Origin of the sequence: Microbacterium yannicii, from assembly GCF_024055635.1 — a bacterium.
GTDB classification, from domain to species: Bacteria; Actinomycetota; Actinomycetes; order Actinomycetales; family Microbacteriaceae; genus Microbacterium; species Microbacterium yannicii.
Genome location: NZ_JAMXMB010000031.1, coordinates 23,706 through 39,113 on the forward strand (window position 1 = coordinate 23,706; position 15,408 = coordinate 39,113).

Annotated in this window: 13 protein-coding genes; 6 read left to right on the forward strand and 7 right to left on the reverse strand. The window is 71.4% G+C overall.

Annotation, left to right across the window (positions count from 1 at the left end; genetic code table 11):
* Nucleotides 1-35: 35 nt before the first annotated feature.
* Both rraA and NCG93_RS12015 read right to left on the reverse strand, forming a co-directional pair.
* Entirely contained in the window at nt 36-503 is a 468-nt protein-coding gene (rraA, locus tag NCG93_RS12010) for a ribonuclease E activity regulator RraA (protein WP_194412398.1), read from the reverse strand.
* Between the two features lie 202 nt (nt 504-705).
* Complete coding sequence (locus NCG93_RS12015) at nt 706-1,242, reverse strand: helix-turn-helix domain-containing protein (RefSeq protein WP_252787537.1); 537 nt, start codon at nt 1,240-1,242, stop codon at nt 706-708.
* Nucleotides 1,243-1,299: 57 nt separating this feature from the next.
* On the opposite strand from NCG93_RS12015, the gene NCG93_RS12020 reads away from it, so the two are divergent.
* The 4 genes from NCG93_RS12020 (at nt 1,300) to NCG93_RS12035 (ending at nt 6,012) form a co-directional block, all read left to right on the forward strand.
* The gene (locus NCG93_RS12020) at nt 1,300-2,793 is read left to right on the forward strand and encodes an MFS transporter (RefSeq protein ID WP_194412397.1); all 1,494 of its coding nucleotides are present in this window, start codon (nt 1,300-1,302) and stop codon (nt 2,791-2,793) included.
* A 169-nt stretch (nt 2,794-2,962) separates the two neighbouring features.
* Nucleotides 2,963-4,120 carry a type III polyketide synthase gene (locus NCG93_RS12025; protein WP_194412396.1) on the forward strand — a complete coding sequence of 386 codons (1,158 nt, stop codon included), beginning with the start codon at nt 2,963-2,965 and terminating at the stop codon, nt 4,118-4,120.
* A gap of 55 nt (nt 4,121-4,175) precedes the next feature.
* Nucleotides 4,176-4,880 carry a methyltransferase domain-containing protein gene (locus tag NCG93_RS12030; RefSeq protein ID WP_194412395.1) on the forward strand — a complete coding sequence of 235 codons (705 nt, stop codon included), beginning with the start codon at nt 4,176-4,178 and terminating at the stop codon, nt 4,878-4,880.
* Complete coding sequence (locus tag NCG93_RS12035; RefSeq protein ID WP_194412394.1) at nt 4,873-6,012, forward strand: FAD-dependent monooxygenase; 1,140 nt, start codon at nt 4,873-4,875, stop codon at nt 6,010-6,012. Before NCG93_RS12030 ends, NCG93_RS12035 begins: the two co-directional genes overlap by 8 nt.
* Nucleotides 6,013-6,248: 236 nt before the next feature.
* Here NCG93_RS12035 and NCG93_RS12040 read toward each other — a convergent pair whose 3' ends face one another.
* Nucleotides 6,249-7,091: a UbiA family prenyltransferase gene (locus NCG93_RS12040; protein WP_194412393.1), complete on the reverse strand. Its 843-nt coding sequence runs from the start codon at nt 7,089-7,091 to the stop codon at nt 6,249-6,251.
* Between the two features lie 131 nt (nt 7,092-7,222).
* Here NCG93_RS12040 and NCG93_RS12045 point away from each other — a divergent pair, with 131 nt between their 5' ends.
* Entirely contained in the window at nt 7,223-7,804 is a 582-nt protein-coding gene (locus NCG93_RS12045) for a nitroreductase family protein (protein WP_194412392.1), read from the forward strand.
* A gap of 115 nt (nt 7,805-7,919) precedes the next feature.
* Here NCG93_RS12045 and NCG93_RS12050 read toward each other — a convergent pair whose 3' ends face one another.
* Both NCG93_RS12050 and NCG93_RS12055 read right to left on the reverse strand, forming a co-directional pair.
* Nucleotides 7,920-10,127, reverse strand: coding sequence for an ATP-dependent Clp protease ATP-binding subunit (locus NCG93_RS12050; protein WP_194412391.1), 2,208 nt, complete (start codon nt 10,125-10,127; stop codon nt 7,920-7,922).
* 97 nt (nt 10,128-10,224) lie between these two features.
* Entirely contained in the window at nt 10,225-11,889 is a 1,665-nt protein-coding gene (locus NCG93_RS12055; protein ID WP_194412390.1) for a SulP family inorganic anion transporter, read from the reverse strand.
* A gap of 190 nt (nt 11,890-12,079) precedes the next feature.
* Between NCG93_RS12055 and NCG93_RS12060 the strand changes: the two genes are divergently transcribed.
* Nucleotides 12,080-12,490: a DUF7144 family membrane protein gene (locus NCG93_RS12060; protein WP_194412389.1), complete on the forward strand. Its 411-nt coding sequence runs from the start codon at nt 12,080-12,082 to the stop codon at nt 12,488-12,490.
* Between the two features lie 173 nt (nt 12,491-12,663).
* On the opposite strand, the gene NCG93_RS12065 is transcribed toward NCG93_RS12060, so the two are convergent.
* Nucleotides 12,664-13,698: a GlxA family transcriptional regulator gene (locus NCG93_RS12065; protein ID WP_194412388.1), complete on the reverse strand. Its 1,035-nt coding sequence runs from the start codon at nt 13,696-13,698 to the stop codon at nt 12,664-12,666.
* A gap of 326 nt (nt 13,699-14,024) precedes the next feature.
* Nucleotides 14,025-15,407: a glycosyltransferase gene (locus tag NCG93_RS12070; protein ID WP_194412387.1), complete on the reverse strand. Its 1,383-nt coding sequence runs from the start codon at nt 15,405-15,407 to the stop codon at nt 14,025-14,027.
* Between the last annotated feature and the right edge of the window lies 1 nt (nt 15,408).

A 15,408-nucleotide genomic window follows, 5' to 3' on the forward strand; every position in this document is an offset into this window, starting at 1 on the left:
CGGCCTCGCGCATCGGCGCCGGTCGTGCGGGAGGGTCAGCGCTCGACGAGGATCCCGTCGGCATCCGCCCACACGTGCCGGCCGGGGACGAACGCGACGCCCGCGATGGTCACGGGCACGTCGACCTCGCCGATCCCCGCCTTCGCGCTCTTTCGGGGGTTGGACCCCAGCGCCTTGACGCCGAGCGGCAGCCGGCCGATGGCCACGCGGTCGCGGATCGCGCCGAAGACGATAAGCCCGGCCCAGCCGTTCTCGACCGCCGACGCCGCGATCAGGTCGCCGACCAGCGCCGACTCGAGTGATCCGCCACCGTCGATCACGAGCACGGCCCCACCGCCCGCGGTGGCGAGCAGCTCCTTCACGAGCGCGTTGTCGCGGTGGCACCGCACGGTGCGGATCGGTCCATCGAACGCCTCACGGCCGCCGAGATCGTGCAGCTGCAGGGCGAGCGAGTCGAGCTCGTCCCCGCGTTCGTCGTACAGGTCAGCCGTCGCGGTGGTCATCCGCTCAGGCTATGCGGATGCCGCGTCCCCCGGCATCCGTCGTCCGGAGAAGTTCCCGCGCTCTTCCGCCGCCGCCAAGATCGATGACTTGCCTCAGATGTACGCGGCGCACGGCGTGTCGCGTACATCTGGGGCAAGTCAACGGGGTGTGTTTCTGCCGGAAACGGGGGGGGCGGGGGGCGATGCGAGGGTGGTGAGGGGGTCAGGGCGCGGCGGGCGGGTTCTCGTCGGGGTGGAGCGTGCTGAAGAACGAGTACGTGTCGCCGTCGGGGTCGGGACCGCGCTCCTTGAACTCGTTGACCAGCGCGTACAGGCGGTTCTGGAACTCCTCGCGGTGCTCGGGTGTGAGCTTCAGCCCGAGCCAGGTGGAGTCGAGATCGTCGGGATCGACGCCCTGGATCTGCTGCAGGAACGTCTCGATCAGCACGGGCGAGCCGCCGGGCATCGACGTCCGCCACGACAGCCCGGTCGCCCGGTAGGGCACCTCGCGCGCTCCCTGCGCGCCGGTGCGCTCGGGTTCGGCTGCGAGGTAGCCGGTCTGCACGAGGGTGCGCACATGGTGCAGCATCGTGCCGGGGTTCACCCCGAGCAGCTCGGCGAGCTCCTTGTTGGTGCGGGACTCGAACGCGCAGAGCCGGAGCACGCGCAGCCGGAGCGGCGAGCTCATCGCGCGCATGCGCGCCTCGGCCTCGGGATCGCCGGGACGCAGCTCGATCCGGTCCTTCTGATCGTCCGCCACGACGCCACCTTACAAGACTGATTGACACATCTCAATCAGTGGCGCACACTGATTGAGATGTCCCAATCAGAAGAACCTCCGGTCGCCGCCGAGTCGGCACAGCTCGCCGCCGACGCGCTCGCAGAAGCGCGTGCCGAGGCGGCGTCTCCGCGTCCCGAGGTGCCGGTCGCCGACGAGGTCGCCGCGGATCAAGCTGCCGTCGCGACGGGTCAGGATGCCGCCGCCACCGCGCCGACTGCCGGCCCGCGCAAGCGGTCGCTCTGGCGCGACGCGAACTTCCTGACGCTGTGGAGCGGACAGGCGCTCAGTCAATTCGGCGCTCAGATCACGGAGCTGGCCATCCCCGTGCTGGCCGTGCTGATGCTGAACGCGACCGAATGGGAGGTCGGCGTGCTCAACGCGGCGCAGGTCGCCGCGTTCCTCGTGGTGGGGCTTCCGGCCGGCGCCTGGATCGACCGCATGCGCAAGCGGCACGTCATGATCGTCGCCGACGGTGTCAGAGCCGTCGCGCTCGGCACACTGCCCGTGCTCGCCCTGCTCGGTGTGCTCGAGATCTGGCACATGATCGTGGTCGCGCTCATCATGGGCGTGGCGACCGTGTTCTTCGACGTGTCGTATCAGAGCATCATCCCGTCGCTCGTGCGCACCGACCAGATCGCCGAGGCGAACGGCAAGCTGCAGTCGACCTACGAACTGGCCAACCTTGCCGGCCCCGGTATCGGCGGCTGGCTCATCGGCGTACTGTCGGCGCCGTTCGCGATCTTCGCCACGGTCGGCACCTACGTCGCCTCGTTCATCGCCCTGCTCTTCACACGAGACACCGAGAAGCTCCGTGCACGCGAGGATCACCGGCCGCTCGTCCGCGAGATCGGCGAGGGGCTGAGCTGGGTGTTCGGCAATCCGCTGCTGCGCCGCATCGTCGGCACGACGGGCATGGCCAACTTCTTCGGGACCATCGCCCAGACCCTCGTGCCGATCTTCGTGCTGCGCGAGCTGGGCCTCAGCCCCGAGATGTTCGGCATCGTGTTCTCGCTGTCGGCGGTCGGGGGGCTCGTCGGCGCGATCGCCACACCGCGGATCATCACGTGGCTCGGCGAAGCGCGGGCGATCCCCATCAGCGCGATCGCGTTCAGCGTCGCACCGTTGTTCCTCCCCGCGATCTCGCTCGTGCCGGCGTTCGCCTTCCCGCTGCTGGTGATCCAGGGCTTCATCATGAGCTTCACGATCCTGCTCTACAACGTCACGCAGGTGACCTTCCGCCAGCGCATCACCCCGCCGCGCCTCCTCGGCCGCATGAACGCCTCCATCCGGTTCGTGGTGTGGGGGGTCATGCCGATCGGCGCGCTGCTGGCCGGTGCGCTCGGCACGTGGATCGGCACGGTCCCCACGCTCTGGATCGCGGCGAGCGGCGAGCTGCTGGCCTGTCTCTTCGTCGTCACCGGGCCGTTCTGGGGCATGCGCGAGCTGCCCGAGGCCCACGAGGAGCACGGTAGGGGCGCGACGGCCGGGATCGGGCTGGAGGAGGAGGCCGACGCCGAGCCACCGCGCTGACGCGCAGGTGCTGAGCCCCACGAAGTTCGGATGCCTCGGCCCGCCGTGCAGGGTCGGGCCGGGGCATCCGCTCCTCTCGGCGCCCCGCAGCCGGGGTTCTCCGGTACCTCACGGCCCGGATTCCGGCAAGACGGTGCTCACGGGTGTCGGAGCATGCTTAGGTTGCTCCATGACGGCGCGCATCGTCTCGATCGGCACGGCGGTCCCTGCGACCCGCCTCCACCAGGACGAGGTGCGCGCGCTGTTCGCCGCGCAGGACGGCGTCGATCGCCTGACGCGGCGCCGCATCCAGGCGGTGTTCGACGCCTCCGCCATCGCGCAGCGCCACACCGTCCTCACGGATCTGGCGACGCCTCCCGGTCCCCGCGCAGAGGGCGTTCCGGCCTTCGTCGACGCGGAGGGGCGCCTCCTCTCCCCCACGACGGGCGCGCGCAACGACCTGTACATCGCCACCGCACCGCCCCTCTCGGCGGAGGCGGCCCGTGGCGCCCTGCGAGACGCGCGCATCGAGCCGTCGGCGATCACCCACGTCGTCACCGTGTCGTGCACCGGCCTCTTCGCCCCGGGACCCGACTATCGCCTCGTCCGTGATCTCGGCCTGAGCCCGACCGTCGAGCGCTGCCACCTGGGTTTCATCGGGTGCGCGGCGGCGCTTCCGGCGCTGCGCGTGGCGACGGCGCTCGCCGCGACGCGGCCGGACGCCGTGGTGCTGGTCGTGTGCACGGAGCTCTGCTCGCTGCACGTGCGCGCCTCGGCCGACCCGCAGCAGATCGTCGCGGCATCCGTCTTCGCCGACGGCGCCGCCGCCGCGATCGTGACGGCGAACCCGGCCATCGGCCGCCCCGGAGGGCTCGAACTCGAACGCTTCGGCAGCGCGCTCACCGACGAGGGCGAGACCGACATGGTGTGGACCATCGGCGACAACGGCTTCGAGATGGTGCTGTCGGCCGAGGTGCCGCGGATCATCGGCCGCGAGATCCAGGGCGCGGTCGCGCGGTTCCTCGGCGACGACGGCCAGCCGGAGGTGTGGGCGGTGCATCCGGGCGGGCGCAGCGTGCTCGATCGCGTGGAGGCCGGCCTGGGCCTCACCCCGGACGCCCTCGCCGCCTCGCGCGACGTGCTGCGCGACTTCGGCAACATGTCGAGCGCGACGATCCTGTTCATCCTCGCCGCACTGCTGCGGGACGACGAGGTGGGCGACGGCGCGCGCGTCGCCGGACTGGCGTTCGGGCCGGGGCTCACCGTCGAGTCGGCGCTCATGACGAGACGGCGCGCGGCCGCACCCGTCGACGACGAGATCGCCCTCGCGGTGGCGGCATCCGCGTGAGCGCTGCGGCACCGGCGTCGAACAGGGACGCCTGGGCCGGGACGGCGGCCGACGCATGAGCCTCGCCGTGCGCGACGAGGGTCTCGCCGAGCTCATGGACGACCCGTCGTGCGACCCCGACCGCCTGCGCGCGACGTTGCGGCGGTTCGGCACCGTCAACCGCCTCGTCTCGGGCTGGGGCGCCGTGTACCGGCACACTCTCGCTCCGCACCTCCGGGCGCTGGGGCGTCCGGCCCGCGTGCTCGATGTGGGCTGCGGTGGCGGCGATGTCGTGCTGCGGCTGGCTGCCGAGGCACGGCGGGACGGGCTCGAGGTGGAATGGACCGGGATCGATCCCGACCCGCGTTCGTACGAGGTCGCCGTGGAGCGCGGACCGGTGGACGGCGTGACGTTCCGCCGCGCCGACGCGGCGACGCTGGTCGGCGAGGGCCTCACCTTCGACGCCGTCCTGTCGAATCACGTGCTGCACCATCTGGGCGCGGACCTGCCGGAGTTCGCCGCGGAGTCGCTCGCCCTGTCACACGGGCTGGTCCTGCACAGCGACATCGCGCGCTCGCGGCTCGCCTACGCCCTCTACGCGATCGGCATCACGCCGCTCGCCCCGGGCACGTTCCTGCGGACCGACGGGCTGCGCTCCATCCGTCGCAGCTACACGGCCACCGAACTGGCGGCAAAGCTCGACGACGCGATGCCCGGAACGTGGACCGTGCAGATCCCGGTGCCGTTCCGTGTTCTCGCGGTGGGTCGTGGCCGTGGCTGACGTCACGATCGTCGGCGCCGGTCCCGTGGGCATGCTGCTGGCGAGCGAACTCGCACGACGCGGCGTCGAGGCGAACGTGCTGGAGCGGCGGCCCACGGTCGGCGACGGCACCCGGGCCATCGGCATCCACTCCCCCGTCCTGGCCGCGCTGGAACCGTCCGGCCTCACCGAGCGCCTGCTCGCCGGGGCCGTCCGGGTCGGGCGCGGTGAGGCGCGCAGCCGCGGACGCCTGCTCGGCACGGTGCACTTCGACGAGATCGCGGCGCGGTTCCCATTCGTCGCGACCCTCCCGCAGACCTCGACGGAGTCCGTGCTCGGCGCGGGCGCTCCGGAGCCGCTGCGCGGCGCCCATGTCATGGCGGTGATCCCGCGCACACAGGGCGTGGTGGTGCGCGCGGCGCACCTCGGACGCATCATCGAGTCCGAGAGCCGCATCGTGGTCGTCGCCGGCGGCGCGGGCGCTCGCGACCTCGTCTACCGGCCGGGGCGCGTCGGCCTGCACGAGTACCGCGACCGCTATCTGATGACGGATGCCGCCGCCACCGGCCGGCCCGACGACGAGGTCGCCGTGGTGAACCTCGACCCGGACGGGGTGCTCGAGTCCTTCCCGCTGCCCGGCGGCCGGCGCCGATTCGTCGCGTGGGACGCGCCAGGCGCCGACGACGCACCCGAGGCCCGGGCGGAGCGACTGCGCTCGGCGCTCGCGCGGCGCGGCGAGGAGACCGCCGCGAGCGCGGTGGAGACGGCGACGTCGTTCGGAGTGCGCCGGGTCGTCGCCCCGCGCCTCCGCAACGGGCGGGTCTTCGCGATCGGCGACACCGCGCACGAGGTCAGCCCCATCGGCGGTCAGGGCATGAACCTCGGCCTGCTGGACGCTGTGGCCCTGGCCCCGTTGCTCGCCTCGTGGACGCGCACCGGCACAGCGCCCGACGCGGAGCTGCGACGGTGGGAGGAGCGCCGCGTCCGGTCGGCCCGGCGAGCGGCGGCGATGGCGTCGGTGAACACGGCGCTGGGCCGGCCGCTGCCGCATACCGACGTGCTGCGACGGACCGCGGTGCGCGCGATGCTGGCCGGGGCGTCCGGACGACTGTTCGCGCGTGCCTACGCGATGGGCTTCGACGCCGACGCCTGACCGGCGCGCGGACGCCGACGCCTGACCGGCGCGCGGACGCCGACGCCTGACCGGCGCGCGGACGCCGACGCCTGACCGGCGTGCGGCCCGCGGCCCGCGGCCCGCGGCCCGCGGCGGCAGCATCCGTCCCTCCCCTCTGTCTTTCCCGGGTTTGGGGCGCACGGCGTGCGTTCGGGGCGCATCGCACGCGCCCCAAACGAACGGCTTGCGCCCCAAACGCAGGAAGGGAACCGGGATCAGCCGACGAGGGCGCTGCCGGAGGCGACCAGTTGCGTCGCCAGCAGTAGCGCCGCGAGCATGACCAGCCGGAACAGCGCGCGGCTCGGCGGTCTCACGATCGCCCGCCACGCCGTGACCGCTGCGACGACCAAGACCGCCGCGAAGAAGACCCACGACACGACCGAGACCGTGGCGAGATCGCCGCCCGCCGCGCCGAGCAGCACGGCGATCGCACCACCCACTACGGCCAGCGCGGCGGTGATGGCGGAGATCCGCGGGCCGAGCCGGTGCGGCAGCCCTCGCACCCCGGTGCGGGCGTCGTCGTCCAGGTCGGGCAGCACGTTGGTGAGGTGCACGGCCGCGCCGAGCGCCGCGCCCGCGATCCAGGCCCAGCCTGCCGCGAACGCCGGTTCGGGAGCCGAGAGGGTCGCCAGGGACGGGAATATCCCGAAGCTGACGAGGAACGGCACGATCGACCACGGCGTCGATTTGAGCCCCGCGTTGTAGGACCACGCCGAGCCGAGCGCGAGGGCATGTGCCGCGAGCATCCGCCATCCCAGCGGCACCGAGAGTGCGAGCGCGATCGCCAGCAGTACGGATGCCGCGATCCAGGCGACGCCGAGGGAGACGTCGCCGCGGGCGAGGGGCTTGTCGGTGCGACCGACGGCGCGGTCGCGGGGCGCGTCGAACGCGTCGTTCGAGATGCCCACCGAGAGCTGGCCGGCGAACACCGAGACCGTGAGGAGCACGATGCGCCAGGCCTCCAGCCCGGTCGCGATGCCCAGCGCGAGCGCGAGCGCCGTCACGACGAGCGTCGGCCCCGGATGCGAGGAGCCCCACAGGGCACGGACGGTGCGCACGCTCGATGCTCTCACGGCACCGGTCGCCCGGCGGCGCAACAGCGGTGAGGGAATGGTCAACGGGTATATGCGGTTGCATGCACTCGGGCCGATGGCGTCCTGCTGATCACATCCACTCACAAGGAGACGCCATGGCTACTCTCACCGATCGCACCGCCGACACCGACGCCCCGATCATCGACATCCTCGCGGAGCGCTGGAGCACCCGCATCTTCGACCCCGAGTCCGTCATCGACGAGACCGCCCTGGCGAGCGCGCTCGAGGCGGCGCGGTGGTCGCCGACCGCCGCCAACACGCAGGCGTGGCGCGTCATCGTCGCACGCCGCGGCTCGGCATCTCACGCGCAGGTCATGTCGGCGCTGGCCGGTTTCAACAGCGTGTGGGCCGGCGACGCGGCGGCGCTCGTCGTGTTCGTCGCCGAGACGACGCGCGACGGCCAGCCGATGACCTGGGCACAGTACGACACCGGGCAGGTGGCCGCCCACTTCACCGTGCAGGCGCACGCCGACGGCCTCTCGACGCACCAGATGGGCGGCTTCGACCGCGATGCCATCGCCGCGGCGTTCGGCCTGAGCGACGACTTCCTCCCCGTCACGGTGATGGCCGTGGGCAGCCTCGGCGACATCCGCACGGTGTCCGCCGAGCTGCAGGCCCGCGAGACCGCGCCGCGTGAGCGCCGTCCCGCCGCCGACTCGGTGCTCGTGAACGACTGAGCACCCACACCGATCATGACGGATGCCTCGTCCCGCAGCCGCGGGGCGAGGCATCCGTCATTCGTCCATGGGTTCCGTCGCCGGGCTCAGTCGTCGAGCAGCGTCGTCGCCGGGCTCAGTCGTCGAGCAGCTCGGCCTCGATGACGTCCTCGTCGTCCACGGCGGGCTCGGTGGCGGCGGGTCCATCGCTGGTGAGCACGAGGGACGTGCCGTCGGCCGCGACGTCCACGCGCACGACGTCCCCGTCCCGCACCCCACCCGACAGCAGGGCCATCGCGAGACGGTCCTGGATCTCGGACTGGATGAGCCGGCGCAGCGGCCGCGCCCCGAACACCGGGTCGTAGCCGCGCTCGGCGAGCCAGGCGCGCGCGTCGGGGGTGACCGCGAGCGTCAGGCGGCGGTCCTTGAGACGCCGCTGCAGCGCGAACACCGCGAGCTCGACGATCTGCGCCAGGTCGTCCTCGCTGAGGGCCGAGAACATGACGATGTCATCGAGACGGTTGAGGAACTCGGGCTTGAAGGCCTGCCGCACGATGCCCATGACCGCATCGCGCTTCTGCTCGGCCGACAGCGTCGGGTCGATGAGGATCGGCGAGCCGAGGTTCGACGTGAGCACGAGGATCACGTTCGTGAAGTCGACCGTGCGCCCCTGTCCGTCGGTGAGGCGGCCGTCGTCCATCACCTGCAGCAGCACGTCGAAGACCTCGGGGTGCGCCTTCTCGACCTCGTCCAGCAGCACCACCGAGTACGGGCGTCGCCGCACGGCTTCGGTGAGCTGACCGCCCTGCTCGTAGCCGATGTACCCCGGAGGGGCGCCGACGAGGCGCGACACGGTGTGCTTCTCGCCGTACTCCGACATGTCGATGCGGACCATCGCGTGCTCGTCGTCGAAGAGGAACTCGGCGAGCGCCTTGGCGAGCTCGGTCTTGCCCACGCCGGTCGGGCCGAGGAACAGGAACGAGCCCGTCGGCCGGCCCGGGTCGCTGATGCCCGCACGCGAGCGGCGCACGGCATCCGACACCGCCTTCACGGCCTGCTTCTGCCCGATGAGGCGCTTGCCGAGCTCGGCCTCGAGGTGCAGCAGCTTCTCGGTCTCGCCCTGGAGCAGGCGCCCGACCGGGATGCCGGTCCACGCCGCGATGACGGCGGCGATGTCCTCCTCGGTGACCTGGTCGTTGACCATGCGGTCGCCCGCAGGCTCTTCGCGCTCGGCCTCGATCAGCTGGCGCTCGAGCGCCGGGATCTCGGCGTAGAGCAGCCGCGACGCCTTCTCGAGGTTGCCCTCGCGCTGCGCGCGCTCGGCTTCGACCCTCGCCGCGTCCAGGCGGGTCTTGAGGTCGCCCACCCGGTTCAGCGACGCGCGCTCGCGCTCCCACCGGTCCTGCAGCTCGCCGAGCTTCTCCTGCTCGACCCGCAGCGTTTCGCGCAGCGCCGCCAGGCGCTCCTTCGACGCGTCGTCCTTCTCCTTCTTGAGCGCGAGCTCCTCGAGCTTCAGACGGTCGACGTGGCGGCGCAGCTCGTCGATCTCGAGCGGTGCCGAGTCGATCTCCATGCGGAGCCGCGACGCGGCCTCGTCGATGAGGTCGATGGCCTTGTCGGGCAACTGCCGTGACGGGATGTAGCGATGGCTGAGGGATGCCGCGGCCACGAGCGCGGCATCCGCGATCGCCACCTTGTGGTGGGCCTCGTACCGCTCCTTGAGTCCGCGCAGGATCGCGACGGTGTCCTCGACCGAGGGCTCGCCGACGTAGACCTGCTGGAAGCGGCGCTCGAGCGCGGCATCCTTCTCGATGAACTCGCGGTACTCGTTGAGCGTGGTCGCGCCGATCATGCGCAGCTCGCCTCGCGCGAGCATGGGCTTGAGCATGTTGGATGCCGCGACCGAGCCTTCGCCGCCGCCCGCGCCCATGAGTACGTGCAGCTCGTCGATGAACGTGATGACGCGGCCGTCGGACTCGGTGATCTCCTTGAGGACGCTCTTCAGGCGCTCCTCGAACTGCCCGCGGTACATGGCGCCGGCGACGAGCGCCGAGATGTCGAGGGTGACGAGCTCCTTGTTCTTGAGCGACTCGGCGACGTCGCCCGCGACGATGCGCTGGGCGAGTCCCTCGACCACGGCGGTCTTGCCGACGCCGGGCTCGCCGATGAGCACGGGGTTGTTCTTGGTGCGCCGGGTCAGCACCTGGCTGACGCGGCGGATCTCGCTGTCGCGCCCGATGACGGGGTCGAGCTTGCCCTGGCGGGCGCGGTCGGTGAGGTTGATCCCGAACTGCTCGAGGGCGCTCTGCGCGTCCTCCTGTCCGGGCTGTTGTGTGGCGTTCATCTGTCTCCTGAAATCTGTGGTGTGCGAAACTTGAGTCGCGTTGGCTCAAGTTTACCAGCCCGCGGGACGCGGATCAACGTCGCCGCCGTCCCCGATCTCAGTCCCCGATCTCGGTGAGCGCATCGGCGTAGGCCCGGCGCAGCCCTTCGCCGACCCACTCGGAGCCGCGATAGACGTTGCCCTCGCCGATGTCGGCGGTGAGCCCGCCGGCCGCCAGATGAGAGACCACCCGCTCCTCACTTGCCACGACTTTGAGGCTCGAGTCGGCGTCACGCAGCTCGTGCGCGAAGCGCCGCAGCACCTCGACGTGCGACAGGCCGATCTCGTCCGTACCCCGCAGTCGCACGATGACCACCGCCCCGCTCGACTCGCGGCTGACATCGGGGAGTTGACGCTCGAAGACCGGCGCACTCGCGAAGAAGAGGCTCCCGTAGGGCTGGAGCACCAGCACCTCCCGCGGGGGGACGACCGCCGGCGGATCGCTCTCGCGCATGCGCCCGTCGTCGGCCAGGTGCACCGCGCGCACCCTCACGCTGTTCGACTGCTCCGCGACGTACAGGATGACGCCGAGCCCCACCCCGACCAGCACGGCGAACTGCAGCGGGATGATCAGGGTCAGCCCGAAGGTGACGCCCATGATGGCCGTCGGCAGGGCGCCGGACTTCACCACCGAGTAGATGCGACTGGGTTTGACGGCGCGCCATCCCACCACCATCAGCAGGCCCGCGAGCGCCGGCATCGCGACGAACGACACCAGGTCCGCGGCGAGGAACACCACGACGGCCATGACCGCGCCCGCGATGAACAGCGACAGACGGGTCTTCGCGCCGGCCTGGACGATCAGCGACGATCCCGACATCGAGCCGCCGACCGGCATCCCCTGGAACAGGCCCGACACCACGTTGCCGAGCCCCTGCCCGAGGAAGTCGCGGTTGGCGTCGGCACGCTTTCCGTCGGCGGTCGGAATGCCCGCCGATACCGCGGCGCCCTGGACGAGGCCGATGAAGGTCAGCGACAGGGCCGGGATCAGCAACGCGGGGGCATCCGCGATGCTCGGGAGCACCGGAGCCGGCAGCCCGCGCGGGACCTCGACGATGTCGCGAAGCAGCACCACCGGGCTGCCGACCCACGTGTTGAGCACCACGGCCACGAGCGAGCCGAGGATCACCGCGATGACCAGGCCCATGCTGCCGACCCGGGTCGGGAGGAGCACGACGATCACGAGCACCGAGATCGCCCCCACGACGAGCGACGGGATGCTCCACTGCCCGATGTGCAGGAACACGTCGATCGTCTTCAGCAGCCGGTTGGGACCCTGCGCCTGATAGCCGGTGAAGTTCGACAGCTGCCCGAGCACGATGTTCACGCCGATCGCCGTGACGAACCCGGTCATGACGGCCGTCGGCACGAAGCTGATCAGGCGACCGCCGCGCAGCAGTCCCGCGACGACCATGATGATGCCGGTGAGGATCGCGAGCGTGAACAGCCCTCGATCGGGGTTCGGCAGCGTGCCCAGCTGAGCGTCGGAGACGACGAGAGCCATCGCGCTGGTGGCCTGCACGGCCATGAAGGCGCTGCTCGTGAGGGCCGCGGCCCCGACCATTCCGAAGAGATAGCCGTAGAGCCCGGCGAGCGGATTCACGCCGGCGAGGAGTCCCGCCGCCAGACCGTCGGGCACCGCCTCGATCCCGAGGATCACGCCCGCGACGGCGTCCTTGCGCAGGGTCTTGCGTGAGAACCACGTACGCGGATGGAAGGCCACGGTCTCACGCTAACGAAGGCGGCCGCCGCCCGGGTGGCTGCCTTCGCCCTTCCGGGCGCACCGGCGCGATTTCATGCGTCCTGCGTGATGCCCGCACCCTCCCGCTGCGCCATGTTCAGAGCATGCCGCGGACGCGGGCGACGACGTCGCGCGCATCAGCGGCCACCCTCGCCCTCGAAAGGACACTGACATGACCGACAACGACACCACCGTGACCGGATGGGTGGGATGGGGCGTCTTCGCCGCCGTCGTCCTGCTCATCGCCGGCGTCATCGACGTCTTCCATGGCCTGCAGGCCCTCATCGGACCCGACACGGCCTACTTCGTGGGCGAGTCCGGCCTGTTCTCGATCGACATCCAGGCGTGGGGCTGGTGGCACCTCATCTCGGGCCTCCTCCTCATCCTCGTGGGTCTCGCCCTCCTGGGCGGAGCGACCTGGGCGCGGGTCGTCGCCATCATCCTCGTGGCTCTCAACGCGATCGGTCAGCTGACCCTCATCGCCGCGCAGCCGTGGCTGTCGATCGCCGTCCTGGCGCTCGATGTGCTCGTGATCTACGCGCTGACGGTCCACGGCCGCGAGCTCAAGGCGCGGCGGGGCTGAGTCCCGCTCCACTCCTCGCACGAGGCCGCGCGATCGACTCGCGCGGCCTCGTGCGCGTTGGCACGCGGCCCGACGCGTGGCCCGACGCGCGGCCTCGTACGCGTTGTCACGTGGCCCGACGCGCGGCCGCGTGCGCGTTGTCGCGCGGCCCGTCGCGCACGCGCCACGCGGCTTCAGGCCACGGACTCGAGCACCGCTTCGCCGCGGGACGCCTCGGCCGACGCGTGGACGGAGGCCGAGGCATCCGCCATCTCGTCGTCGTTGCAGGCGAACCGCGAGCGATATGCGGTGGGCGTCGTGCCGAGCACGCGCGCGAAGTTCTGGCGCAGCACGGCAGCCGAGCCGAATCCGCTCTCGTACGCGATACGGTCGAGCCCCAGATCGGTCTTCTCGAGCAGGCGCTGGGCGTGGATGATGCGCTGGCGGGCGAGCCACGCGGCCGGCGTCGCGCCGTGATCGGCCTTGAAGCGACGGGCGAACGTGCGCGGCGACATGTGGGCCTTGGCGGCGAGCTGGTCGACGGTGAGATCGAGCCGCAGGTTGTCGAGCATCCAGTCGGTGACCGGCGAGAGCGAGAGCGACGTCGTGGCCGGCAGCGGGTTGGCGATGAACTGCGCCTGACCGCCGTCGCGCTGCGGCGGCACGACCATGCGGCGGGCGATGATGTTGGTCAGCTCGGCGCCCAGCTCCTGGCGCAGCAGGTGCAGGCATGCGTCGAGACCGGCGGCGGTGCCTGCGCTCGTGATGATGCGGCCGTCCTGTACGTACAGCACGTCCGGGTCGACGTCGATCTGCGGGTACATGTCCTTCATCTTCTGGGCGTACATCCAGTGGGTCGTGGCGCGGCGGCCGTCGAGCACGCCCGACGCGGCGAGCACGAACGAGCCACTGCAGACGCTGAGAACCCACGCGCCGCGGGCGACCGCCGCCCGGATGACGTCGAGCACGCGCTCGTCGACGCGGTCCCAGTACTGATGCGGCACGGGAGAGACCACGACCAGGTCGGCCTCGTACGCGTAGGACAGGTCTTCGTGGACGTTGATGGAGAAGCCCATCTTCGACTCGACGACGCCGGGGTCGGGCGTCACGACGCGGAAGTCGAAGCTCGGGATGCCGTCGTCGGAGCGGTCGAGGCCGAACGCCTCGCATGCCACTCCGAACTCGAACGGCGCGAAGCCGTCCGTGACGATGCAGGCGACGGTTCTCATGGGAGTCCCCTCCGGCCAGCGTTTGCTGAGCCTGTCGAAGCGTGGCAGTTTTCCTGCGGTTCGTGACCATCCTGCCACTCGTGGCAGTTCTTCCGCAAGCGTAGCGTTTCTGCCATGTTCATCGTGATTCTTCTCGCAGCACTGTCCGCGGTGGCCCTCGGATCGACGATCGCCGCCCTCCACTCCGACGGCTACCGCCGGATCCCCACCGATCGCACGCGCCGCCCCTGACTCACACCCGGCTGCGCCCCCCAGGAACCGCGAAACGGCAGATCTCCGTACTCACGAAGCGCGCGGAGCTCTGCCCTTTCCCGATTCCGAGGGGGTCAGATAATGACGCGCTCGTAGACGGCGATCATCGCGGCGGTGCGGGACGACTGCCGGAACCGCTCACGGATCGTCGGGTCGGGGACGCGCGGTGTTCCGGCGGCGATATCGGATGCCGCGGCCCGCAGCGCGTCCGCCAGCGCGGCGACCGACCGGCCGGCGTCGTGATCGGTCGTCACGCGACCCTCGCCGACCGCCCAGAAGCCCGTGCCCAGCTCGGCGGCGAGATCGGGATCGCTCACGACCGCGGGGGTCCCGAGCGACGCCGCCTCGAAGATCGTCATGCCCTGGGTCTCGAAGCCGACCGACGTCTGCACGACGGCGTCGGCGGCCGCGATTCGACGCAGCGTGCGGGCGTACGGCATCCGTCCGGCGAACGTGACGGTGGCGCGAGGCCGCAGCTTCTCGACGAGTCGGCGGGCCGCACGCAGCTGACCGCCGCCGCCGATGATCTCGACGTCGGCCTCGACGCCCGACGCGGCGAGCGCTTCGAGGAACGGCAGCAGGCGCTTCTCGGGGCTCATGCGCCCGAGCCACACGAACCGCGGCGGCCCGGGAGTGCGTGCGGAGAGACGGGCCGATTCGTCCGGCGCGCCGGTCACGGATGCCGCGCCTCCGCCTGCCGCATCACGGGCCGGCGCCTTCGCATCGGGTGAGGCGGCGAGCACCTCGTCGAGCAGGTCGTCGTCGATGCCGTTCCAGATCACGTCGACCGCGGGCACGCTCCGCGGGGCGTCGAGGTGCGGTGCCACCGCGCGGCGGCCGCCTGGCACCGCGCCGTGCTCCTCGAGCCGGTGGGCGAAGTGCGACGACGGCGCCGTGACCGCATCCGACCGCCGCGCGAAGCGGCGCAGGTACGCCCAGCCGTCGCGGCCGACCGGCTTCGCCTCCATGAAGACGCCCAGGGCCCGACGCTGCCACGCATTCAGCACGCGCAGCACCAAGCCCGGGAAGGGCGCCGTCGCCTCGATCCCGACGTCCACGCGGTTGTGCATGGTGTGCACGACGGGCAGCCCGTGCCGGCGGGCGAAGCGATGGCCGATGTACGCGCCCCAGAAGTCGGCCTGGACGTGCACCACGTCCACCCGTGGACGCCCGGTGTCGGCGATGAGACGCCGGAGTGCGGCATCCAGCCACCGATCAGTGCGCCGGCCCGGCCAGGTCATCGCGTACTCGCGATCGACGGTGATCGGGATCGAGGGGAGGTCCAGGTAGGACGGATCGGTCCCGGCCGCCTCCCGAGCCCGCGCGCCGTGCATCGCCGGTGCCACGATCGTGACGGTGTGCCCGGCCTTCTCGAGGAAGCGCCGCTGCAGCCGCATCGACACCTGTGCTCCGCCGAGGGTCTCGGCGTGCTGGTCGCCGAACATCACGACGTGCACG

Excerpts from the sequence above, each read along its gene's own strand:
- rraA (WP_194412398.1), bottom strand. The coding sequence starts at position 503 with ATGACCACCGCGACGGCTGACCTGTACGACGAACGCGGGGACGAGCTC.
- NCG93_RS12020 (WP_194412397.1), top strand. The coding sequence starts at position 1,300 with ATGTCCCAATCAGAAGAACCTCCGGTCGCCGCCGAGTCGGCACAGCTC.
- NCG93_RS12025 (WP_194412396.1), top strand. The coding sequence starts at position 2,963 with ATGACGGCGCGCATCGTCTCGATCGGCACGGCGGTCCCTGCGACCCGC.
- NCG93_RS12030 (WP_194412395.1), top strand. The coding sequence starts at position 4,176 with ATGAGCCTCGCCGTGCGCGACGAGGGTCTCGCCGAGCTCATGGACGAC.
- NCG93_RS12045 (WP_194412392.1), top strand. The coding sequence starts at position 7,223 with ATGGCTACTCTCACCGATCGCACCGCCGACACCGACGCCCCGATCATC.
- NCG93_RS12050 (WP_194412391.1), bottom strand. The coding sequence starts at position 10,127 with ATGAACGCCACACAACAGCCCGGACAGGAGGACGCGCAGAGCGCCCTC.
- NCG93_RS12060 (WP_194412389.1), top strand. The coding sequence starts at position 12,080 with ATGACCGACAACGACACCACCGTGACCGGATGGGTGGGATGGGGCGTC.
- NCG93_RS12065 (WP_194412388.1), bottom strand. The coding sequence starts at position 13,698 with ATGAGAACCGTCGCCTGCATCGTCACGGACGGCTTCGCGCCGTTCGAG.